Here is a 24,663-nt window from a genome sequence, read left to right as displayed (position 1 = left end):
TTCACAATAAAGTATGGACTTTCTTAATTAGGCCAATGGGCAGCCATACGAATCACAGAAGTGTAAATCTCCATTTTCACAGTACGAGAAAAAGGACATGATTCTCGTAGCTACTCCACTCTCCTAGCCGCCTGCTGAACAGGATCCCACACCCCATTATACGGGGGAGCATACGCCAGATCTAAATCAAGCAGCTCTTCGGTCGTCATCGAATGAAATATGGCCGTTGCCAGTACATCGATTCGTTTATCGACCCCGTTTTCCCCAATAATTTGCCCGCCAAGGACCTTATGTGTTTCTTTATGATAGACAAGCTTCAATTTTATATTTTTACCATCGGGATAATAACCAGCGATATCCGTTGCTGTAATGGTTACAGAGCCACAGGGGATGTTCAGCTTGTTTGCCTCTTTTTCTGATATCCCTGTTCTCCCCAGGGTTAGGTCGAAAAACTTAATAATCGAAGTGCCGACAATTCCTTTAAATGTTTTATGTACATCAACCATGTTCAATCCGGCGATTTGTCCTTGCTTGTTGGCATGTGTTCCCAATGGGACATGATCATCCTTTTCTTTTACCAGGTGATATTGTGTGGCACAATCTCCTGCCGCGTAGATATTCTCGATACTGGTTTGCATATAGGTATTTACCTGGATTGCACCATTTCCATTTGTTTTAATTCCTGTGCCTTCTAAAAAGGAAGTATTAGGCTTCACACCTACAGCGACCAGCACTAAATCCGTTTCATACTCTCCCTTATCGGTTTTCACAGATTCCACATTTTCACTTCCAACGAATGCTTCCACGGATTCACCCATTTTTAACACAATGTTTTGCTTTACTGCTTCTTCATGAATCAGTTCAGCCATGTCTGTATCAAATATCTTGGCTAATTGCTCATTTCTTTCAATGATGGTTACCTTCTTGCCGAGCACCGCAAAACTTTCGGCCATTTCAAGCCCAATGTATCCGCCGCCAATCACGGTCACATTATGTATATCTCTTTCCAGATAATTCATTATTGCTTTTGCATCAGGGATGGTTTTTAGTGAGAAAATACCAGGAAGTGTCACACCTTCCCACTTTGGAACGACCGAGCTTACACCAGTCGCAATCAGAAGGCGGTCATATGGAAGGCTAAACGTTTCACCAGTACTATGGTTTCTTCCACTTACCATTTTATTTTCTACGTCCACCTTTTGGGCTTCATGAAATACCCGTGCATCAATGCCATATTTCTCTTTAAAAGTAGACGGAGTGCGAGCGATTAACTCATCTGTGGACTCAATCTTCCCACTGATCACATAAGGAAGGCCACATTGTCCGTATGAATACACGCCTCCCTTTTCCAATACAGTGATCTCATGTCCAGAGCTGTTCCGGACCATTTGCATCGCAGCACTCATGCCCGCTGCATCTCCGCCAATAATAAGTATTTTCATCTTCATCCCTCCATTCCTTTTGTATCCATTTATGATTGAGTTTTAAACATTTATATCTATATATAAGTAACTTTAGAAAAATGCTGATTAACATCCTATTTATCCTTTGCGAAAAAACTTCCTCTTAGTCGCTATCTATGTAACTGATTGGAGTTCTTAAATCCCAATCAGTAACTTGATAAATAAGAATATTGATTCTGGTTCACCGCCATAATAGCTCCCTCTATATCTCAAGAAGATTGAGCGAAAATTTGAAATAATCCCCAAAATATGATATACTTAATTTCCTATAAAATTTTTGTGTTTTTAGCCCAGTGCTCAGCGCAGCTGGTTCAATTCCAGCAATCATACTAAGTATTTTATTGATTTATTGTGCTATTAAACTGGAGGTGCTGCCTATGCAAAATAAATATAATGCCCTGAAAACCGTGGCTATCGGAATTCTGATTAACTTTGCTAGTGAGACAATCATGATGGTAGGTCCAGCGCTGGGCTAAGAACATAAAGTAAGACTCCTTTTCTTTTTATGAAAGGAGTCTTTTCTGTATTTAATGAACTATTATTATAGTATAAATTTAGGAATAGATAGACTAAAAGAAATCTCATTTTGGTATAATTAGGATTTATTAATATATTTTTAATTATCTTTAAGGAGGACAACACTATCAATACCAATACCTTATTTGAAAAAATACAAAACAATGTAGATGTAAATAGAACCCTTGTTATGCTTGCAAAGAAGTACATATTAGAAATTAAAGAAAGAGAAATTGATATTTCTATTGCTGAAAATAATTTCTTGAATTTACACGGATACACAAAACCTGACTTTATTAATGTTAATTTTTCTGTCTTTGATGAAAAAGATATATATAAAGTTTCTAATTATATTTCATACTCTATAGCCTATTCAGAAGCTGTATTAGAATTAATACACTCAAACTATTTAATAGCTTATGATGAATATTTATATCATCCAGATTATACTATTCGCTGGACAAGTGTGGTTGGTAATAGTGGGGGTACAACTTCATCATGGAATTTTACCCATTTAAAAACTCAGATCCCTCGGAAAGTTAAAAAGGCTTTATCTTTTAGGAATCAAAATTTTATACTCTTTGATCCGGATTTATATATTACTGAGCTAAATATAAGTAATGCCCATACTGAGGTGTTGGAGGCTTTAAGGGATACAATAGATTGCTTTAGAAAAGAACTTTATAGCCCTTCTCTTACAATGTTAGGGAAAGTTGTTGAAGGTGCTTGGATTGAAATGGGTATTTCTCTAGCTAATTTGGCCATTAAACAAAATATTGATAAAGAAAAGAACGAGATACTTATTGAGTATTTAACAGGACCAGATGGATTCGCTAAAAAGGTTGAAAAAATAGTAAATCTTTATTCGAGTCACCATAAAGATTGGTTTTTAACTGTACGTAAAAACAGTGGGATTCAAATCAATCATCTATTAGAAATCAAGGTCTGGACTGATGTTGTTAGAGAAGCAAGAAACGCTATTCATTTTGGTGCAGCCCCTTCCACACCAAACACATTCGAAAAGGCAGCAATACTTTTACTTGCAGCTTCGAAGAATCTCCAAACCTTATATAAGGTCAAATTAGAAGCAGATAAGTTGTAAAGTTTCAATTCACTGTTTGACCATTGACTTACCAGACCAATTAAATATTCTTAGTAAATCGATGATGGAGGGATTCTATGAAATTAAATGGATTGAAAGGTTTATTTAAAAGTATGAAACACCAAGCTATAGAACGATATAAGTTTGATTTCATTTATCAAAATGTTAAGTTTGATGTACTTTACTTTATAGATGAGGTTCCAAACATATTGGCTTTTGGAATAAAGCAACATAATTATTATTTTGAAATACCCGTACGAAAAGAATTTGAGATTACAGCTTTTCTAGATGAATACAATAAATTTTGTAAAATAATGGGCTTTACATATAATCCTGATAGTCCTTATAAACCTGCCTACTTTTTTGAAGAGTTCAATAAACATATCCCTAATATCGCTATTCAGACAAATATCCCAAAACCGAGCCAGGTTGCTGTTTATAGAGATAAAGTTGAGGAAGCCGACAAGATTTACTTTATTAAATGGAGAGATAATACAAAAACCGGTAAAAATGTTAGTTTAAAAAACCTCGAAAAAACACGATTACTTCTTTCATATGACGCATATCTCATGTGTAAAGCAAAGAATATTAGCAGCTGCTGGAGCTCACTTCCATCTGAAGAAAATCAATTTTCGTTACCATACTAAACCGAAGGAAACTAATCGAACGAAAAAGGGGGGGCCATAGTGACTTTAATAGTTGGTGTTAAACTTCCAAATGGAATACTGTTAGTTAGTGATACCCGCGCAACAAATCCAAAGGATGATAGTGTTCTATCGGATTTAACCCGAAAAATTACTCACATAACTCCAAATGCATACTTAGCAACTGCAGGCACTGAAAATACATTCTTAGCCGCAAGGATTATAAGAGCTACTTTATACAATGCTGATCCTAGTTCATATAACCTAAGGGATACAATCTTAGATCTTTATAGAAAAATAAATGAAATCCATATTGGAATTAATAATTCTCCAGCTGGTCCTATCATGTTAGCAGAATTTAATAAAGTACATAATACATTTAACCTATCTACGGTTGATCCAATCGATAATAACTTTACTGAACTTAACCTGTACGGAGAAACTGAAAATGTTGGCGCTATAGGAGCTAACCGAGTTATAAGAGCCCAAATGTGCACATGGGTTAAGCAATTGCTAGGAATGTATGGTAGGAATTTAGAACACCCTTCTGTTTATGAAGACATTGCAAAGAAAATTCAAAAGCTATTTTGTAACTTTAATAATCCTACAATTAGTAAAAGTGTCTATGTTACATACCTTTCTGCAATTGATAACATGGCTGCGTCAGCCCAATTTTTTATTGATGAAAATGGGAGATTAGAGGTTGGCATTAAAGAAAATGATACAGACGTAATAACGTTTAAAGAAGATAACGAATAATACTATTATCTAAAAATCAGTATTAATATTCGTAAAAATCGTACTACACTATTTCCTTTTATCTCTTTTGTGAGATGTAACTATGAGACGAGGGACGGTTCCACTGTCTCATAGTTACATCTTTTCACCATTTACAAGACATTCGAATCCTCCCCCTTGTCCCTCGAAAAAAATCTTTTGTTTAATTTAAGATACCTCAATATCATAAAGCTCCTCAAAAAAACGCTCCTGGAACTTCTTATTCAAAATCCCGGTAAAATAAGCAATCGGATTCTTCACTTTCACCTTCGATTTCAGCTTCCGGACGAGCTGCCTGAAAGAGTCAAGGGATACAGATAACAGGAGATCCGTATCTTTATCATAGTTATTACGATAGGCAGCAACCATGCTCATCCGCCAGAATTCTTCAATCGACTTTGCGGTTGGATAAAAGTATTTTACAAGATTGACGAAATCAATCGGAATCCGGTCACTGACAAAAAGATGATCTTCCGGTGCTTTTTCAGCAACGGGTTTTATCTCACTGATTTCGGATGATTGTTCTTCAGCAGCCTTTTCTTCACGTTTATTATTCTTTTTAATGTTAGTTTCAGAAGGAATGATAGTTTTATATTGGTGGCTCAATTGATCGCCAACCGGTAGTTCATTTATCGGGAAACGATTGAACACATACAGGTTGCTAGACTGTAAACCATTCTTGCGCGCAGTTTCATATACAGTAAAAATACCAATTCCACTAGCCTTCAGGATCATCCTCTTAAAAGTAGAACAGGAAATCCCCATCTCCCCATACTCCTCATAAATCGCCTTAAGAACAGTCCCAATCTTGGCATTGGCCACCCCAGGAACCTTCGCAGCAAAACGAGCCAGCCGCTTCAACCCAATCAACTCACCCTTACTGAAAAAACGCTTCTTATCCGCCATCCACATCTCAAAATGATTATTGAACTCCTTCAACGAACCAAACTGTGAATACTCCGCAAAACTCTCAATAACCGCCGATTTAATTGTCATGCTAATGCACCCTTTCACCCTTTATATATGGATAAAAGGGTGGAAAGGACAGGGTGGAATGCTGTAGATTGTGGCGGTTTTGTGAACAGTTAGATAGGAGCTTTTAGTTGAAAGCTTACTGGTTTGGACAAAAAAATACGATAAGCAGCACGGCTGCTCATCGTTCTCTATGTATTACTAAATGTATTACTATATTTGATCAACCCGTGTAAGTATGCTAATTACTAACTTTTAATAGCACAAGGCTAATTCAACCTAAGAGCGTTTGAAAACTCAACATTTCATTTCGACTTCCGAATACGAGAACCATCCCCGTGTCTCTCATTTTGATTCATCTTTTTTGCTGATTACTTACAAAGGCATCTATTTTTAAAAATGTTTCTATAAACCGCTCAATATCATTACTACTTGTAACTATCTTTTTGATTTCATGTGCTAATTGAACTTTACTTAATGTTAATTTATACTTGTCCTCAATTCTTTTTAAAGTTCTGTTAAATTTTTGCATTCTTCCTGTATGTTCATTAATTCTTAAATCCATGAGTTCTTCTTCTGAAATAGGTATTCCTAATACTGAACTAAGAGCCTTAACTAAAATGCTATCACTTATGATATCCTCTATTTCAGATTCCTCAAATTCATCTCTTTTTATCTGAAAATGCTCGACCCTAGATTTTAAACTTATGTCCCCTATTATTTTGTTTATAACATTGTTACCTTCCCTATCATCATCTAATATCAAAATAGAGTTTAAGTTTGTTTGTTGGGTTACTACATCTGCAAAATATTTAACGTTCCCTGCACTTTCAGCACTTAATAAGTTAATATAATCAGTATCAAACTTTATAATCCCTTCTTCTTTCAATATAGTTATAAAGTGCGGGAGTAATATTTTTTCCGTTGCTCCTTCGACAATAACGTTAATATCTCCAAGAAACAAATTATCATTTATAGAAATCCCTAAATCCCTTTTTAACGAAAACCAGTTGTCTCCATAGTTGTTTTTTAAAACTATGGTAACATTATCTGTATTTCTACCTATATGAAATACATTATTCGAATCAGCTTTATCAATAAAAATTGGAGAATGAGTTGTAATGAATGTTTGAACACTTTCCGAATTACTTTTTATCAGGTTAAAAAGTTTCTTTTGGACTCCAGCATGCAAATTCATCTCTGGTTCTTCTAATGCAAAGATCCTTCTCTTTGGTATTCCATCTAAACTAGAAGATAATATGAGTGCCATAAATACCACCTGCTGCACACCAGAACTTTTATTTATCAAATCATTCATTGTACCAAACTCGTCAATAACATTAATTTCAAAGTCATCATCGTTTTTTTCGATTGAAACCATTAATGAACTATCTAATATGTTCTTAAGAAGCTGATTACTATAAGTTATGAGGTTCTTTCTAGCCTCGTTCTCATCAGGAATAATACTTTTTATGTATTCCAAAGAAATATCTCTTTGATTAATATCTCCTAAATAAATAAATAGTGGTAAAATATCATCCTGTAAACTAGAATATGAATTATTTTTGTTCCTTATAAGATAACCTTTAGATTTCCCTTCAATATCAAAAACCACTTTAATAACCACATATTTATTCTCAATTATAAAATTAGGTATGTTCTGTCTTATAGATTGGGATATATCTGTAAATGTTAATTGAATGAACGGTTCCTTTCTAGCATTTGAATTATTAAAATCTAGTCGGTACTTCAAATTCTTAGGGAAATCTTGCTCTGTGATTTTTCTTTTATTAAAAAAAACATCTAATAATTTTAATATATTACTTTTACCAACATTATTTGAACCTATTAATATATTCAGTTTTTTGTTTACTTCAAGGTCAAAGTCGACTAAACTTTTATAAGCATTGGTCTCAATTTCCTTTATAATCATGGCGTTTTCTCCTTCTTTGATATCCCTTGTACATAAACAACTTTCTGTTCCCCCACCCTTGACATCTCCCTAAAAAACTCATTCTTCTCATACCTCTTCTGGATATCTCTAATCCGTTGAAGTAGCCCTCTAACTCTTTATCTGTACAATAAACAAAGCACCTCTTTTGCCCACGGGTCATCAATATACGTTAAGTATTCTCAAGAGACAGAGGGACGGTTCCGTTTTCGATAGTTTATTTATTGCTATATGGAAACAAGTTCACCATCTTGAGGAACATCATCTTTAGAAATTGTCATCAACGATTCTTTTGAAATGTGCCCTTTCAACTTCGCCAGCCTCTTCGACTGATTCAGCGTTATATCATCAAACAGATTTCGAACAAGACGACCATTTGAAAAGTCATGTTGTTTTTCATTTAATTTCGTTTGCAACCAATTTTGGACTTTTTCAATAGCTTGCTCATCAGCAATATAATCATTTTGTTTGCAGGTGTAAGTGAATATTCGAACTAGCTCATCTAGTGAATAATCACTAAATGAAATAAAAGTATTGAATCTTGATTTTAATCCTGGGTTGGAATCAAAAAACTTCTCCATCAAATTAGGATATCCAGCTACAATTACAACGAGATCATTTCGATAATCTTCTAGAGCTTTTGTTAGCTCAGTAAGACTTTCTCTTCCATAACTATCGCTATGATCATTCTCAGTTAGACTATACGCTTCATCAACAAATAGGACTCCACCTTTCGCACGATTAATTAACCTTTTTACCTTGATGGCCGTTTGTCCTTGGTACTCAGCAATTAAATCAGTCCTACTTGCTTCAATAAAGTGTCCTTTACTTAGTAAACCGATCGCTTTATACATCCTTCCAACAATACGAGCCACTGTCGTTTTAGCTGTGCCGGGATTACCTAGGAATGCCATATGCATCGTTTTGTTAGACTTCTTCAATCCACTTTTCACTCGTAATTGTTGTATTTGATTAAAGTCGATCAAGTCACGGACTTGTTGCTTCACATCTTCCAGGCCAACCAATTCGTCTAATTGGTTAAGTAACGCATCTAGTGACGCATTTGAAGACTCTTTTAAGTCTTGAATAAGACCATCAACCTTTGATGCTCCTAGATATTTATATAAAGTTTCAATAACTTTTTCTTGCTTTTGCTCCATACTGGGTAAAGATTGTTTCTTTGTTAAGATACCTAGGTTTTTAACGAACTCTAAAGCAGCTTTATCAATTTGTTCGTCAGTTATTTCTTGAGCTAATTTTTCCAATTCAGATGCTTGTCCCAAAGCAACGTCTAACTGCTTCGCTTCTTTTATTAGCTGGCGTTTGTAATGCTCTGAAATCATCATAGCACCTCACTCATTATCAAAAGCACTAAAACACATGTTATAGCTATACTAGCAAATGAAAAAACTCGAGTATTCTTCAACTCTTTCGATAAGCTTACTGTCAACAAATTAAGCTCTTTAATCTCATCTTTTACCTTTGACAATTCAGATTCAAAATATGAAGACATACTTTTTGCTTGTTGCTCCATTCCAACGTTGAGTTCCTTCATAGCATTTTCATAACTTGTATTGTTTTTACTGACTTCGTTTGTTGTTGAAGCTAGTTTGGCCTCAAACTCTGAATGGTTTCGAACGACTTTTTCAGATAAGGTTTGGATATCTTCGTGAAACAATTTTTTTAAAACACCGAGTTTCTCTCCCTGACCAGCAACTTCTTTATTGAGAATTTCGATATCAGCCTTGTTTTCCGTAATATTTGCTTCGATTTTAGATATATTATAATTTTGATGTGATACCAGTTGTTTCACTGTTTGAAATTGCGACACTTGGCTTTCTTTTAGTTGATTCAGATGATCTTGAAAATCTGACTGTGATGATAACAATGATTTCGTTTCATCCGTCAAGTCGGCTAATGTCTGATCTTGTCCTTCTATCTTTGCTTCGATTTTAGATATATTATGATTTTGATGTGATACCAGTTGTTTCACTGTTTGAAATTGCGATACTTGGTTTACTTTTAGTTGATTCAGATGATCTTGAAAATCTGACTGTGATGATAACAATGATTTTGTTTCATCTGTCAAGACAGTTAATGTCTGATCTTGTGCTTCAATCTTTGCTTCGATTGCAGTAACATTCTCTTGCATGGTTGAATAGATAGCAAAAATTGTATCCACGTCTGTTAAGTGTTCTATTCTCTCAACCTTTTCTTTAAAGCTTTGCAATACTTGAATAACCTTTTTCTGTTGATTGATCATTTGTTTGATCTCGTTTTGATTAACCTCCACGCCTTCTATTCCCTTTAATGCTTTTGCATTAGCTTCTTCAGCTGCTTTCAATGAGACTAAGATTCCCTGTATGTACTCTTTATCTAATGCAGAAAACGTATCGTAAATGGTATTAAACTCTTGAATGGTTCTAACCAGAACTTTATTTTGGTCAATCATTTTATCTTGAATACTTTCAGTAAGCCTGTTTAAGTCACTACCCGTCACATCATAGTTAAACCACCCAAATAAGCCTCCCGTAACTGGTACACTAGGTAATTCTGATTCTTTAGGCAGTTTCTCACTGAATGCTTTTAACTCATTTTTCTTTTTATTGAAACTATCACCTCTGGTAGACACCATGATTGTCTGGTCATTAGTTGAGGATTCCTCTTTCGTCATTACCTTTGTCATTTCTCATCACCTTTAAAGTAAGCCTTCTAAGTCTTTTTGCATTTGAAGTAATTCACTCTGATTTTTAGTAATAGTGTTCTTGTTTTTAGAACCACTAGCATGATTATCATCAAATATCTTATTAAGAGATTGTTGCATTATGTCCTTCGCCAAGGCGTGATTCTCTGAGATTTCGTTCATCACATTTTCTTTCAATGCTACTACACGTTTTTCAGCTACAAAACGTTGTACTTGTTGAAGATTCATAATCCCATTTTTCTTATCGATAATTTGTTGGTCTTTTTCTTCTTTTATCTTTTTGGCGATAAACTTATCGATAAGATTCAACACGATGGCACCAACTAATCCAGATACTAAACTTGATAAAAATAAGCCGATCAAATTAGCAAGAGAACCCATTAGAGGGATCTCAATTTGCATTCCAGGAACAGTTAGTAAAAATTTTTCAAACACTTCCCCTAAAAAAAGCGCACTGCCCCCCACTAATCCAACAGTTATGATTTTTCCGACTTGCGCTACCTTTATTGAAAACGGTTTTTCCTTGTTCTTCTTATCACGAAGATAATTAACCGCATCAATAAGAGAAGATACTCCTTGCTTAATAACGCTTGCCAGTTTCTTAAATGCACTTACAATCGGACCGAAGATTTCAGATATAATGGTACCAATTAATGTTGATGCTCCCGTTTTAACAAAGCTGAGAATTTTGGAAAAGAACGATTTTATCGATTCACGCATCTCAGATAAGAATCCATTAAACGACTTAGATCCGGCCTTCAAAAAACGGATTAAGCCGTTCATAATTTCTTTCAACAACGTAAAGAGTGCCGAAACAGCCATTGCCTTTAAGGCATCTTTTCCTGCCTTTTTGCCAACTTCTTTTGTTGCATTAATTGCTATATCTTTATTAATTGCGTTTCTAGCTTCTTTATCAGCTCGCATCATAAGTTCATCATCAGCAGCAAGCTTATCGTTCAATCGTTTATCATTTTCTTCTTTTTGTAAACGTTTATCAACAGCTGACATATTTGATTCATCTACTTTTCTACTCGCCCTTTCGTTTTGTTTAATAAGTGATTTTTCTCTAGTCTCACGGGTTTCTATATACTCTTTGTTGCTTTTTGCACCTTTGCTTTTATTCAAAGATTCGTTTGTCGGCTTTAGATTTTCTTCTTTGTTGGCAAGGTTAGCTACACCTAAATTGGCTTGCTTTCTTCTTTGATTATCAAATAATTCTTTTCTAGATACTACATGGTCTAAATTAGCATTTTCATTACGCTTCAATATTTTTCCTGTGTATTCATCCTTTAAATTTCCAGCTTGTTGTTTCTCCTTCATTGCCTTATTGACATCTTTGTATCGTTTATCTTGCATAACCGAATCAGCGATATCCTCATACTGCTCCGGATGCTCTCTATCATATTTTTGAATTAATGTCTCATTCGTCAAGTCGAGTCCAATTTGATTTCCAAACTGCTTCCAAACCTCATCCAATACTATTTTTCCTAGAGAATCAGGATCTGCTATCGATTCCCTATCATTTTCCAGTAGTTCTAAATTAGAAAAACTGTCCTCTAACTGTTTTGATAAGAGACCTTCCACTTCTTCAAAATCAATGTCAGTATCAATATTATCAATTTCAATATTTTGAATTGCATTCTTATTAGCCATTGATTTAAACAGTCCTTCCGAATAAGTTCAATAAGAATCTTGGTAACAATACCTTAATATTTTTCTACCTAGCATGTTTCTTGGGGTGCACTATGGAACACGGGGACGTATCTTATGCTTCTAAAAATTCACTAGAAACATTAGAACGTCCCCCTGTTCCTTCTTCAACTCTCTTAAAGAAAAAGTTAGTAATTTAGAATTCGCTTTCATATAACTTATTTTACCATTCATTAAAAAGGATAAATAGATTTAACTTTCCTTGCTTGATAAGTCTATCTCCGTTATCAACTAATACAAATCGGGCAAAAAAAAGGCCCGAACCAAAGGCAAGGTCCAGACCATCTCACTTATTTGACAACTTTTTCTCTAACCTCATTACTCTTCAACAACTCTTTAACCTTCATATCAATTCTTTCAATCTCAGCGGCAGGATTTCTCCACCAGTTCCGGCTCCAAATCCGTTCGATTGTCCAGCCTCTGCTTTCGAGGAAGCGCTGGCGATAGACGTCTCTTTCCTTTGCATTGGCGGAGCTGTGGTACATGGCGCCATCGCACTCGATCCCCAGGATGTATTTCGAATGATCGTTTGGATCCACGATGGCCAAATCAATCCGATATCCTGACATCCCTACTTGTGTGACAACATCGTACCCAAGGTTTCTCAGCTGCTTATACACTTGCTCTTCGAACGGCGAGTCGAAGTGCAATACTTGGTCTTGTACATGCGTGTTTACATTTTCGTTGATTTCCTGCACCACAGCGCTGATTTGCTGGGACTGGGCAGCAGCAACTGCTCTGACATATTTTAAATATGACTTTAACAGTTTCGGTCCAAGGCCAGCTGTTCCCGCTACATTCAGCTCCTCAGGTTCGACACTTGAAACAACCATGATTTCTTCCTTGGCACGCGTTACCGCTACATTTAAACGGTTCTCCCCGCCTTTTTGGTTCAGCATACCAAATCGGTTGTAAATCCTACCTTCTTCATTTTTAGCGTAGCCAATCGAAAACAAGATGATATCCCTCTCGTCTCCCTGGACATTCTCAATGTTTTTTACAAACACCCGTTCATCCAGATCCCGGGACATCATTTGATTATAAACAGCGCTGAATTTTTCATCTTCCCCTGCCAATTTTTCAATTAAGTCCAGGATTTTTGATTGCTGTTTGGCATTAAAGGTGATAATCCCAACCGTCTTGTTCGGCCGCTGTTCCAGAATATTCTTTAGTGTATTGACCACTTCAATGGCTTCAACCTCATTACACTGGTTGATCCATCGGCCATCAACCTTTTTCCATTCCATCGCAGGCGGTTTCCTGAACGGCACCACGTTAGGAGCAATTTGGACATGACCATTATAGAATGCATGATTAGAGAAATTGATCAGCTCTTCATATTTAGAGCGATAATGCCATTGCAGGATCTTTTCCGGGAACCTTCTTTTCGACAGATTCAGCAAGCTTACTGAGTCATCAGTTTCATATTGTTCTTCCTCTTCATCTTCATTCACAATAGAGGATTGGAACATATTAAATGGAGGAAGCTGCTTTTCATCTCCTGCCACAATCAGCTGTTTGGCTCTGTAAACTGCCGGAATTCCACTCTCCACAGTACATTGGGATGCTTCATCAAAAATGACTAGATCAAACAATCCTTCTTTTAGCGGGAAAATGGAAGAAACAATCTCGGGCGACGCTAGCCACACAGGCAAAATGTCAACCAGCCCATCACGTGCAAATTCGTTAACCAGTTTACGCAGCGACCAAATCATCCGCTTTTTGCCAACCTGGTGTTTGAGCTCCTTCACCTTTCTCGAGTACTGCTGCTGTGCTACATTCACATTGGAGGTCAAGGTATGGATTAAAAACTGAGCAGCAGCCTTCCGTTTTTCATCAATCAGCTTCGCAAATGACTCCCGGATCCTCGCGAACTCATTAGTCGAAACCTGTTTCACCTGAGGATACTTCTGCTCGGTTTGGTCAATCCATTGAACATAGGCTGAATTTCGGAAAAGGTCTACCCAGTAGTCAGGCAACGCCATTTCGCTGTTGTTGCTTTTCGCCTGCAACTTCGATATTACTTTTCTCTCGATTTCCGAGCACCGGTTCCAATAGTTATCCATCTGTTGAAGATCTTCGAAGTCCCTGTGGATGTACTCCAACATTTTATCCAGCTCGTTCATGGGAATATCTCCTTCAGAAATACGTCCCTTAAACTCTTCTACTAAGCTTTCATTAAAGTACTTCTTCAGATGCTCCATTTCGTCCGCCATTGTTTTTGTTTCCTTGCCAAGTTGATGCATCGTCATTAAGGACTTTCTGATTTTCAGCCAGTCTGAAGAACTGGTTCCTTTGAATTTCTCCCCTTCAATGAGCTCCTCGATGATGGACTTACCAGAAAAGGATGTCCACCACCATAACCGCAAACCCTGCAATGTCCGCTTGTTGCCATCCTCAAGATCCGGATAGATTTTATCCAGCTTATTCTGCACTAACCAGGTATAAGCTGGGGAAATCTTCTCATGATCAAGCGACTCCAGGTATTCAACCGATTTCCTCGCCTGTGAGATCAATTGGTCCATCAACTCAATCATTTCCAATTTATCTTTCATGCTTAGTTCCGCAAAAGATTTACGCTGCTTTAATGGATAGATGTCATCACCAAACCGTTCATACCATTCCGCAAAGCTAAACACCTTCTCCGAAATATCGTCCAAAATATCTCGGTTCAACGACGGCAGCACCTCGGTCAAATCAACAATTTGTGTGGTTTCCCCTACCGGATTGGCTTTCCCGTATAAATCATACAAACGGAAGCCATAGTCCTGATATTCATACAAAGCATTCGCAATACTATTCAATAACTCCTCATGTGTCGCCAGTTTGTTGGAGACGGATGCTAAAAATTGGACCGCCTGCTCATAAGTGATCTGGTTATGCTCCAACACGGAGGAAATCTTACTATAAAGCTTCTTCCGATCATTCTTCTCATCATGCACAAGAGCAATATGACTGCTTAATCCCAGACCATCCAGCCTCTGATACACCACATCCAAAGCTGCTCGCTTCTGGCAGACGACGAGAACTTTCTTTTCCTGCTTCAAGGCATCAGTGATCAGGTTGACAATGACCTGGGACTTTCCGGTTCCAGGAGGCCCATGAACCACAATGCCTTTTTTATATCGGGCTTCTCTAAGGATTTCCTCCTGCGATCCATCCGCTTCAAGGAGATTTAGAATATCAGGATTCTCCCGTTCTAGCTCTTCCTCGACTTTTCCCTCTCCTTCATTGAATTCCAGGTCATCAGGCGAAATCAATTCGCCTGCCAATCCTAACGTCCCTTCCTCTGACAGGTCAATGAGTGTGTCGTAATCTTTCACCAGAGAGGAACTGCCTTGCGGGAAATTCCCAATCACGGCATTCTCCAATAACGTCAAGTTGGCAACTGCAGGTTCATCCTCTTTTTTATATTCCTTTAACTTCGTCAGACCAGTTTGGGTAAAATGAACATCCATTTCCCGTTCTTTGAAAAACGTTATCCAAGATTGATAATCATAATTCTTGGCTATCTCCGCTGCTTCCTCAAAAAACTCTTCCGTAAAGTTGAGACTGTTTAGCTTCTTAAATGCCAAAAACAAAGTGCGATTGACCTGGGGACCCCCTTCATCCAGCTTCAACACCCACTTCTGGGATTGAACATTATTCTTTTCAAGCCTTACAGGATATAAAAACAATGGTGCCTGAAAAAATGTCCCATCTGCCAAAGTGCCCGACAGAAACGGAAAGCCCAGGTAAAAGTCATGAACCCCTGTTTCTTCTTCGATCCCTTTCATGTTCCTGCTGAGGTCAGTCAGCTTTCTTGAAATAGCCATTGATTTCTCATCATCCAACGAAGGCTTCAGTAAAACCATTTCACCCTTGCTCTGCTTGATGACTTTCGATACAATCGACTCGCTGGATACCTCTGTTCCCAATTCGTCCAACTCGGTCAGATCGAAACTCCATTTATTATAAAGACGAAGGAGCCGAATCGAACGATTCCGCCTGCTGATATCATTAAGCTTATCCCTCATGTGGATTAATATTTCTTTCATTTTAAAACCTCTTTCTATTGCGATGTTCTAATATCCCGCGTTTCATAAATACGCATCGAAAGAACCGGAAATGCCAAGGATCTTTAAAAGTGAAATAAATTCCCCTTGCCATTTGATCGTATAGTTTATGTCAAATATTATATCAGATTTTGGAAAAAATTGACGAATCATCTTTATGTATACCTTTATTTACCACAGATTATCCTGCGAAGAAACTGTGGCCTATTTAACCAACCTGCATATCATAAAGCTCCTCAAAATAACGTTTCTGGAACTTCCTATTCAAAATCCCGGTAAAATAAGCAATCGGATTCTTCACCTCCACTTTTGACTTCAGCTTCCGGACGAGCTGTTTAAAAGAGTCAAGGGACACGGATAACAGAAAATCCGTGTCTTTTTCATAGTTGTTACAGTACGCAGCAACCAAGCTCATCCGCCAGAATTCTTCTATTGACTTCGCAGCTGGGTAAAAGTATTTTACAAGATTGACGAAATCGCTTGGAACCCGGTCACTGACAAAAAGATATTCTTCCAGTACTTGTTCAGCAACGGGTTTTACCACTGTGATTTCGGATAATTGTTCTTCAGCAGCCTTTTCTTCACGTTTATTATTCTTTTTAATGTGAGTTTCATAAGGAATGATAGTTTTATATTGGTGGCTCAATTGACCGCCATCCGGTAGTTCATTCATCGGGAAACGATTGAATACATACAGATTGCTAGACTGTGTGCCATTCTTACGAGCAGTTTCATATACAGTAAAAATACCAATCCCACTAGCCTTCAGGAGCATCCTTTTAAAAGTAGAACGGGAAATCCCCATCTCCCCATGCTCCTCATAAATCGCCTTGAGGACTGTCCCGATCTTGGCATTCGCCACCCCAGGAACCTTCGCAGCAAAACAAGCCAGCCGCTTCAAACCAATCAACTCACCCTTACTGAAAAAACGCTTCTTATCCGCCATCCACATTTCAAAATGATTGTTAAACTCCTTCAACGAACCAAACTGTGAATACTCCGCAAAACTCTCAATAACCGCCGATTTAATTGTCATGCTAATGCACCACCCTTTCACCCTTTATATATGGATGAAAGGGTGGAAAGGACAGGATGGGATGGGAGGGATTAAGGCGGTTTTGTGAACAGTTAGATAGGAGCTTTTACAGGAAAGTTTGCTGGTTCGGGCAAAAAAATACGATAAGCAGTGTGAACAGCTTATCGTACTCTTTGGATATTAAAATATTAAATCATGCACTTGTGCTACCGACTAGTTCAACCTATAGCCATTTATCAATTCAACATTTTGTTTCGACTTCTGAATGAGACACTGGACCCGTCCCAATGTCTCATTGGCCTCTATGAAGTTGTGCTTTAATTTCATGCCTTATATATTATAATTCCGTACGCTTCGTTTAAGTTAGCTTACACTATAAAATTTATACTATTAGTATATAAAACAAAAATATGAAGCATGCGGTCCTCCAAATTAATGATGAGCCGCATAATTGAATTGGCAAGGGTTAAAGGAATAATTTATTAATTTCCTTAAACATGTTTTCAAACCTATCCAATGTTTCACCGGAAAAATCGTTGGTACTAACACCTAATTGAGTTAGTTTATAAGCAGGGCGGTAATGGTTAAACCTAGTTTTACCGATTACTTTATTTATTTGTTTTATTATTTGACTGGTATTAGGATCCAAATGTTCATTTTTTATATCATCATATTCATGAAAAGCAAGGTTGAAAAACTTGATATATTCTTCTTTTTCAAATAAATCTTCTATATCTGAATAATTACCTTCAATGCTTGAGAACTCATCGAAGAACCTAATATTTTTTTCTTTTATGATTCTATGCATAATTAAATCCTCGACCTTTTTCTTCCCCTTTTGGTCGGTAAATGAATCCAATAAACAAACCACATTTAATTTACTTCCTCTTAATAAAGATATAAATGACGACACTTTATCAAGTCCACCTACCGGAACAATTGTTATATTGTTTGCTAGTCCAACTCGACCATTAGATTCAAGTACTCCGGACATGACAGTTATATATAATAAATCAGCAGGTCCTTCTACTAGTAAGTTATTTTTTGACATATATAGATTTTGAGCAATGTCATAGCCTAACGCAGCTTGTAATGGGAATAATGTATCAGAATCTTTTTCCTCAATAGCATCAGATATTAGGCTGCCCTTCTTTGGATCCATAGAATCAAATACCGTTCGCACCTCATGAAGTCTAGTTGTATCTATCATAAAGGGGGAATGTGTTGTATAGATCACCTGATAGTTATTCGACAATTTTTCTTCAATAAATTTTAAAAGGTCCCCCTGGGCGGAAGCATGGAGGTTTAATCCCGGCTCATCAAGTAACAATATATATTTCCCATTATTTGCATTTTGTATTTTACTGAACCAAACTAAAAATGAAAAAAACCATATAAATCCTTTACTACGATTCTTCAGCGGCAAAGATACACGGTGTTTGGTATTTCTAATTCTAATATTTAAAATTTTATCTTCTCTCACGATTTGATTATTACCATTTTTCTGAATTAACGGCTCAATTTCAAACTTTATTTCAAGGTTAGTATTAGTTGTCCAATATTCCAAAAACTCATCTGTTATAGCATTTGATGTCGCTTCTAATTCAGATATAAAAGCTTCAAAGCTATCAGCATCTTTTAGTTCATCAATATCAATGTTTGCAAGCTCGAATAGTGCCTTTGCAGTATTAAATTCCTCTTTAGTAAATTCTGCATCTGTTTGTTCATTTATCATCTTATTAAGGCTAATACGAGAAGGAATAGAATAATACTCATCGAAATACCAAAATTTCGGCAAGTTAGGTTTAATATAATGTTTAGCAACATATCCTTGTATAAGATTCTTCCAATCGAATGCATTCGGAATAATAGTTTCATTAAGATACGCTAATAAAGAATTGGCGTCTTCATTTTGTTTACACAGTTCAATCAATTCTCTTACTGTATTAGCCCGATCTAATTCTTTCATTAATTCTTCAGCAAAATCATATTTTTGAAGCAAAGTAGAAATATATTTTTTTTCATTTGCTGCAAGGTAGAAGGTGTTACCATTTTTATATTTAACTCCATAACTAACTTCTTTGGACGATAATACTCCTTCCCCAATATCATCGTTTATTTTTTCTATCAGCTCTTCATCTAACAAGAAAGTGCATTTTACAACTTCTACATCTTCCCCTGATTTTTGAAAGTTTTTCCACTCATTCTTGGGAAAATCAAATGTATCATTAAATTCGAACGTAGGGTCGCTTTCAAAATAGTTGAATTTTGCAAGTGCTTCTAAAAAGGAGGTTTTACCGGATTCATTCTTTCCAACTAATCGTGTGATACTACTTTCTATATCTACAACTTGCTCAGTTATAAAACTTTTATATTTATTAATAACCACTTTTTTCAGCTTCATAGTGTGAAGTATCTCCTTAAATAAAATTAATTATATTTTTTACTATAATATACCATTCCATTATTTTACTAGTCTATATTTCCAACTAGTATGGTGTCTGTTACAAAACATAGAATTTTTTTATGCTTCTGAGACCGAGGGACGATTTCACTGTCAAAAAGCATATTTTCACTATTCACGAGACATTGGAACCGCCCCACCCTTTTGTCCCAAAAAAACTTTGGTTTAATTTAACAAACTTGCATGTAATAAATCTCCAAAATAGCGCTCCTGAAATTTCTTCTACAGGATCCCCGTAAAATAGGGGATTCTTCACTTCCACCTTTGTCTTCAACTTCTGGACCAGATGTTTGAAGGAGTCAAGGGATACGGATAACAAGAGATCTGCTTTTTGTTCATTGTTGTTCCGGTAGGCAGTGACCTTGCTCATCCGCCAGAATTCCTCGATCGACTTTGCAGCTGGGTAGAAGTATTTTACAAGATTGACGAAATCGCTCGGAACCCGGTCAATGACAAAAAGATGCTCTTCCGGTGCTATTTCAACACTGGCTTTAACCCCTGAATTTCGAGTGATTGTTCTTAAGCAACATTTATTATTCTTTTTTATGTCTTTTTCAGAAGGAATGATAGCTTTATATTGCTGGCTCAATTAGTCGCCATCCGGTAGTTCATTCATCGGGAAGCGATTGAATACATACAGGTTGCTAGACTGTGAGCCGTTCTTACGCGCAGTTTCATATACAGTAAAAATACCGTTAAGGTTTTGTGAACAATTAGATAGGAGCACTTAAAGGAAAGTTTGTTGGTTCAGGCAAAAAATACGATAAGCGGTTTGAACTGCTTATCGTTCTCTTTTTATTTTTTAAATCTTTATCATACCCTAATGCTATAATTGCCAACGTCTAGTTAACCTTTAGGTTCGTTTTGACATCTTAACATTTTATTTCGACTTAGTACTAATTTCCAGAATATCTATTCGGTGTTATTGAATAATGATAGATCTCTATGTCACTTTCAATAAACCCTCTCCGTTGAGCAGCCTTAAGTGTATAATACATATTATCACGTCCAACACCGTTATCTGTGTGCAAATATATTTTGTCAGCTCGCAATCCTTTTTCACAGAAATATTTCACTAAATCATAGCCAGTTGGCAATAGATTCCCATTATCATCTTCTCCTAAATCGTGATCAAGAGAAAGTATGTGTATCTTGTAATTCTCAAGAAAATAAGTGGCTTCATCTGTATTTCGCGCAACTATAAATCCTTTAGGACAATCCCTTAAGTCGTCAACATAAAGATTAATTTTTTCATCATTCATGAATGTAAACTCCATAATATTTTTTTGTATGATAGCTCTTTGATGGACAGTCTCTTTGTTTACTAAAAACAAATTCCATTTGTAAGTGACATTTCATGAAGAAGATTATTTTAAATTAACTCACATCTTTGCAATGTTATGTAAGCATATGTAGCAATTAAATCTGAACTATCATTCTTTAAGACACTTACAAATGGTTGCTGTCTATCTATATAATCCCACATGTTATGGGGCACGTGTCGTTCACAAACCAGGATTATCTCTGCCCTGCTAATCTTGCCCTTAAAAAGCTCAAAGCCTTCTTCATAAGGGTTATGGATTTCGACAATACACCCATGCTTCTCAAGACGGTTCTTATAGTCATTCATTTGTCTTGAGCCAACTATTAAAACTTTAAAGTTACCAAAGGGATGAAAATTCTTTCGTTTAGTAACCTTTTTGCTAATATTCTTTTGGCCACTATTCTCCGGATTAAATTCGTGCCTGGAATACACACGGGTTATTTCTGCAATCCCTTCAAATACAATTGCTCTTACCGGTAACTCCGAGTCATCCGCATTTATATTAGCTATATTCCTGACAGGTAATTCTTTTGTTTCGGAAGTACTGGTTAAGTCTAAAAACCTCCATTCACCATCTTCCTTTGTAAGATAACCAAGCCTATCTTTTTCACTACTGTTTTTAGGGTTTCTTATAACGAAGGGACTAGTTGCCATTTTCTTGGAATGGTAGCCAAGCAAACTTACTCTCCTCATGAATGTATAAAAGACATTTTGCCCTTCTCGGTAAAAATATTTTAAATTCCCCTGGGTTATGTACTGCTCCAGGAGATTAAGGAAATAAGGTAAATGTGTGGGATTTATCATTTGGTGAAGGTATTTAAACAAAGCCTCCGGGTTGTTCCTTAACTTGTTTTCCAAGACTTTGTATCGGTTAAGCTCCTTCTGTAGTTTTACTATCTCCTCCTTATAGTCACCTTGCTCTTGTTTAACCAATGAATCATAGTTATCAAGCTTCCGTTTAAGATCCGTGTTAGTTTCTTTAAGCAGTTCTACTTGTCTTGCAAATGCGATTTGCTTTTCAACCCCCTTGAGTTTTCTCGAACGCTCCTTTTTTAGTATGTCTAGTTGTTTTTGCATTCCTTTTGTTCGGTTGAACTCGTTTTTAAGCTTATTATGTAATTCTTTTTTTTCAAATTCATATTCCTTTGTAAAATGATTAATTGCTTCCTGTAGCTGCCAGTTTTCCTTTTTCAATGAACCATTCTTTTGCTTTATTATCCGATTTTCTTTCTTCAAATCGGCAATAAGCTTATTTTGGGCTTCAATTTCTTTTTTGACCTTTCTTAACTGGTTGCGGAACTCCTTAATTAAGTGTTTTTCCTTATTTTCTTCTTTAATAACCTGTTCATTTTCTCTTGTACTTGTTTTAATATGAGCTAAGAACTTTTCGTTTAATGCTTCTCGTTTAGCTTTACTCAGTTCAACATTCTTTTTACAATGTGCTCGTCGCTTTTTTTCGAACATCTGCGGCACTCCCTAACAGGAACATAGGTTCTATCTATTTACCTATAATATACCATATAAAGGGATAATAATGAATATTGAGTCTTGTTTGATTTATAAATAAACCTTTTTCGATTCCCACTCAACATAGGACAGAAAGTATAGTTCCACTAACCGTTTGCCGATGAAGCACTTCAAAATAACGTTCCTCAAATTTCTTATTTAGATTCCCGGTAAAATAAGCAATCGATTCTTCACTTCCACCTACAATTTCAGTTTCAGACCAGCTGTCTGTAGGAGTCAAGAGACAGTGATAACAGGAGATCTGTTTCTTTTTTATAGTTGTTGTGGTAGGCAACGACCATGCTCATCCGCTGAAATTCTCCGATCGATTTTACGATCGGGTAAAAGAGTTTTACAAGATTGATGAAGTCACTTGGAACTCAGTCGCTGACCAAAAGATGCTCTTCCGGTGTTTTTTCAGCAAGGTGTTTAGCCTCTGGGATTTCGGAATATTGTTATTCAGCAGCCTCTTCTTCACGTTTATTGTTTTTATGTTAGTTTTAGTAGGAATGAAAACTTTATATTGGTGGCTCAATTGAGCGCCTCCCGGTGGTTCATTCATCGGGAAATCGATTGAAAACATACAGAATGCTAGACTGCGAGCGGTTCTTTCGCGCAGTTTCATATACAGTGAAAATGCCAATTTCACTTGCCTTCAAGATCATCCTTCTAAAAGTGGAACGAGAAAATCCCATCTCCTCGTACTCCTCATAATTTGCCTTCAGAACCCTCCCAATCCTGGGATTATTAAACTCCTTCAAAGAACCAAACTGTGAGTACCCCGCAAAAGCAAAACACTCAATAATTTTATAAAGAGTTTTAGCATCTATACTATTATTGTTATTTGCGATTACAATTACAAAACTAAATCCTAAACGGTGAAAATTAGAATATGTTAGGTGATTTTTGAAAGACTTTATAATAGTGGTAAAATAAAAATACAAAAAAATTTTTAGGGTGGTGAAAAATGCGCTGTATATGTGGAGGACTATTATCAGTTATACGAATTGAAGAATATCCCGAAAATATCAAAGACAGAATTAAATATGATAGATTGTGTGACGTTGAATGCCTATCATGTGGTAAAGTTTATTACAGTCAACCTTATGATTTTGGAAAGAACATAAATATAGTAAAAAATACAGATAAATAAAACCATTTACTAAGTATCCTACTTTTTCAAAAGCCAGTGGAAAAACAAAGTGTATTTAAAATAAGATAGCGTTTCACAAAATTTTCTCGATTGATTAAATTAATCATAAATGCTCACTCCTAAGACAGCTTTTTGTGCTGGCTTTTTTCTTATAATTCTTCTATTTGTTACATAGAGGTTTTTTCACATCTTTCCCCCAACTTGGAAACTTACATAAAAAAACACTTAAAACCATTAAAAGCAGAAGCTACTTCGACTCTTGCATTCCTGCATCAATTATTAATGCATACCCTTTGAGGAAGTGAAACCACTTGTATCCTCGGTTTATCTTTTTATCAAAAAGGAAATAGGAAATAGTAACTGAGTTGTTTTATGGAGGGTGAATATGGCCGATAAATTTTCGAAAGAAATCCGGAGCAAAAATATGAGAGCAATCAAATCTGTTTCAATGATGGAAAATACCATTACTAAAGAGCTCTGGAGAGAGGGTGTACGGTTCAGAAGAAATGTAAAGGATTTAAAAGGGAAACCTGACATTGCAATAAAAAAATATAAAATTGTAATATTTATTGACTCATGCTTCTGGCACGCCTGCCCCCTTCATGGAAATATGCCGAAAACCAATACTGATTTTTGGAAAAAGAAACTTGAACGGAATACCAACAGGGACAAAGAAATAACTGATTATTACATTAAAAACGGTTGGAGTGTAATGAGGATATGGGAGCATGAAGTAAAGAAGGACTTTAATAAAGTCATAGAAAACATTATTTCATTTATCGGGGATAAAAAACATCCAAGAAGGAAATCCTGAATGATCCCCTACTTTTTTCACATTTATGTTACCTAATTTTTGTTTAACCTCTTCTATATCCTGGTTTGAATGAAGATTTAACATCCCACTATTTAAGGCACTCGCTTTCTTGCCGAAGCTCTCGTCTAACTAGAACAGATTATTGATCGTCTTGGTCTTAGCGACGATCAGATTACAAAGAATGTATATCTTCAAGTAGACACAAGAAATGAAAAAGAAGTTACTCATTAATTCTGTAAAATCATGTGAAGACTCAACTAAAATCCTCAATGTTAGCAACCCACACTAATCTTATCCAAAAACCCAATTAAGTGAGAGCGCTTTTACATCATGCCGCTCATTCGTAAGAAAATAGTTTTTTTAAAACCCCTTCCTATCAATCAAGAAAATAGTTTAAAGCCTATTCACTTTTGAACTTTAAACATCAGAACAAATATTCGCTTTCTCCTATTTACTATTTTCTAATTTAACT

The 24,663-nt window shown here is 36.1% G+C and carries 16 protein-coding genes; 4 read left to right on the top strand and 12 right to left on the bottom strand.

Features of this window, described 5'->3' with window-relative positions; translation table 11 throughout:
* Positions 1–110: 110 nt before the first annotated feature.
* Entirely contained in the window at positions 111–1,442 is a 1,332-nt protein-coding gene (locus QNH36_RS03240) for a CoA-disulfide reductase (RefSeq protein WP_283904678.1), read from the bottom strand.
* 727 nt (positions 1,443–2,169) lie between these two features.
* Here QNH36_RS03240 and QNH36_RS03235 point away from each other — a divergent pair.
* The 3 genes from QNH36_RS03235 to QNH36_RS03225 all read left to right on the top strand — a co-directional run bounded on the left by QNH36_RS03235 (position 2,170) and on the right by QNH36_RS03225 (position 4,484).
* Positions 2,170–3,081, top strand: a complete 912-nt coding sequence (locus QNH36_RS03235) for a hypothetical protein (RefSeq protein ID WP_283904677.1) — start codon at positions 2,170–2,172, stop codon at positions 3,079–3,081.
* A 77-nt stretch (positions 3,082–3,158) separates the two neighbouring features.
* Positions 3,159–3,728, top strand: coding sequence for a DUF6037 family protein (locus tag QNH36_RS03230; RefSeq protein ID WP_283904676.1), 570 nt, complete (start codon positions 3,159–3,161; stop codon positions 3,726–3,728).
* 39 nt (positions 3,729–3,767) lie between these two features.
* Positions 3,768–4,484 (top strand): Ntn hydrolase family protein, encoded by a 717-nt coding sequence (locus QNH36_RS03225; protein WP_283904675.1) that lies wholly within the window; start codon positions 3,768–3,770, stop codon positions 4,482–4,484.
* A gap of 186 nt (positions 4,485–4,670) precedes the next feature.
* On the opposite strand, the gene QNH36_RS03220 is transcribed toward QNH36_RS03225, so the two are convergent.
* From QNH36_RS03220 to QNH36_RS03170, 11 genes are all read right to left on the bottom strand, one after another.
* A complete protein-coding gene (locus tag QNH36_RS03220; RefSeq protein ID WP_283904674.1) occupies positions 4,671–5,498 on the bottom strand; it encodes a hypothetical protein in 828 nt (275 codons plus the stop codon).
* 331 nt (positions 5,499–5,829) lie between these two features.
* Positions 5,830–7,407: an ATP-dependent nuclease gene (locus QNH36_RS03215; protein WP_283904673.1), complete on the bottom strand. Its 1,578-nt coding sequence runs from the start codon at positions 7,405–7,407 to the stop codon at positions 5,830–5,832.
* Between the two features lie 245 nt (positions 7,408–7,652).
* A complete protein-coding gene (locus tag QNH36_RS03210) occupies positions 7,653–8,771 on the bottom strand; it encodes an AAA family ATPase (protein ID WP_283904672.1) in 1,119 nt (372 codons plus the stop codon).
* A complete protein-coding gene (locus QNH36_RS03205) occupies positions 8,768–10,111 on the bottom strand; it encodes a hypothetical protein (protein ID WP_283904671.1) in 1,344 nt (447 codons plus the stop codon). Before QNH36_RS03205 ends, QNH36_RS03210 begins: the two co-directional genes overlap by 4 nt.
* Before the next feature lie 12 nt (positions 10,112–10,123).
* Positions 10,124–11,782: a hypothetical protein gene (locus QNH36_RS03200; RefSeq protein ID WP_283904670.1), complete on the bottom strand. Its 1,659-nt coding sequence runs from the start codon at positions 11,780–11,782 to the stop codon at positions 10,124–10,126.
* A 347-nt stretch (positions 11,783–12,129) separates the two neighbouring features.
* Entirely contained in the window at positions 12,130–15,876 is a 3,747-nt protein-coding gene (locus tag QNH36_RS03195) for an AAA domain-containing protein (protein WP_283904669.1), read from the bottom strand.
* 226 nt (positions 15,877–16,102) lie between these two features.
* Entirely contained in the window at positions 16,103–16,930 is an 828-nt protein-coding gene (locus QNH36_RS03190) for a hypothetical protein (RefSeq protein WP_283904668.1), read from the bottom strand.
* Between the two features lie 466 nt (positions 16,931–17,396).
* Positions 17,397–19,334: an AAA family ATPase gene (locus QNH36_RS03185; RefSeq protein ID WP_283904667.1), complete on the bottom strand. Its 1,938-nt coding sequence runs from the start codon at positions 19,332–19,334 to the stop codon at positions 17,397–17,399.
* Between the two features lie 175 nt (positions 19,335–19,509).
* Complete coding sequence (locus QNH36_RS03180) at positions 19,510–19,983, bottom strand: hypothetical protein (RefSeq protein WP_283904666.1); 474 nt, start codon at positions 19,981–19,983, stop codon at positions 19,510–19,512.
* 307 nt (positions 19,984–20,290) lie between these two features.
* Complete coding sequence (locus QNH36_RS03175; RefSeq protein ID WP_283904665.1) at positions 20,291–20,656, bottom strand: cyclic-phosphate processing receiver domain-containing protein; 366 nt, start codon at positions 20,654–20,656, stop codon at positions 20,291–20,293.
* A gap of 110 nt (positions 20,657–20,766) precedes the next feature.
* Positions 20,767–22,182 (bottom strand): hypothetical protein, encoded by a 1,416-nt coding sequence (locus tag QNH36_RS03170; protein ID WP_283904664.1) that lies wholly within the window; start codon positions 22,180–22,182, stop codon positions 20,767–20,769.
* 1,580 nt (positions 22,183–23,762) lie between these two features.
* On the opposite strand from QNH36_RS03170, the gene QNH36_RS03165 reads away from it, so the two are divergent.
* Positions 23,763–24,191: a very short patch repair endonuclease gene (locus QNH36_RS03165; protein ID WP_283904663.1), complete on the top strand. Its 429-nt coding sequence runs from the start codon at positions 23,763–23,765 to the stop codon at positions 24,189–24,191.
* Positions 24,192–24,663: the final 472 nt, after the last annotated feature.

Origin of the sequence: Mesobacillus sp. AQ2 (genome assembly GCF_030122805.1) — a bacterium.
Classification (GTDB): Bacteria; Bacillota; Bacilli; order Bacillales; family Cytobacillaceae; genus Mesobacillus; species Mesobacillus oceanisediminis_A.
The sequence above is the reverse complement of the archived record's forward strand: the minus strand, read 5'-3'. Positions and strand labels throughout refer to the sequence as shown.